This is a genomic window from Bacillus timonensis, from assembly GCF_004799755.1.
Classification (GTDB): domain Bacteria; phylum Bacillota; class Bacilli; order Bacillales; family Bacillaceae_L; genus Ferdinandcohnia; species Ferdinandcohnia timonensis_A.
In genome coordinates this window covers 1-540 of sequence record NZ_SLUB01000150.1, presented here as the reverse complement: position 1 = coordinate 540, position 540 = coordinate 1, and the positions used below count along the sequence as shown (strand labels likewise).

Here is a 540-nt window from a genome sequence, read left to right as displayed (position 1 = left end):
TTTATGGTTACTCGAATAATATTTCTATTGTTTGTCTATACTGCTAATTTACTGTTGACTCGTGGTAGGGTTCTTTGTTCTTTAGCATGTGATAGATGATTGTAAGCATTCGATGTCCAATGGCAACGAGTGCTTTTTTCTTCCCCCTCCTTGCAGCCAATGACCAATATTTAGCAGATAACCTTGTATTCCGACTCCTTGAAGCTGCCCAGGCTGCCTCGCATAACGCTGACTTAATATGAGGGTTTCCTTTCACCGCACGTGTACTTTTTCTTTTTCCAGCACTTTCGTGATTTCCTGGTGATAGTCCTGCCCATGAAGCTATATGTTTAGAAGTTGGAAATTGTTCCATGTTTACCCCTATTTCTGCAATAATAATTGCAGCTGAATCTTTTTTTATACCTGTCATTGTTACAAGGATTTCTACTTCTTCCTGATAATCTTTTAAGATCATGTCTATCCTTTTTTCAATATCAGATATTAATTCTTCGAGATAGACAATGTGCATCCAAGATTGTTTGATTAAAAATAGTTGATGAT

The 540-nt window shown here is 36.9% G+C and carries 1 protein-coding gene; it reads right to left on the bottom strand.

Annotation, left to right across the window (positions count from 1 at the left end; translation table 11 throughout):
- Window positions 1–43 precede the first annotated feature (43 nt).
- Window positions 44–540: transposase (locus E1I69_RS24300; protein ID WP_136382034.1), on the bottom strand; the 497-nt coding region annotated here is incomplete at its 5' end.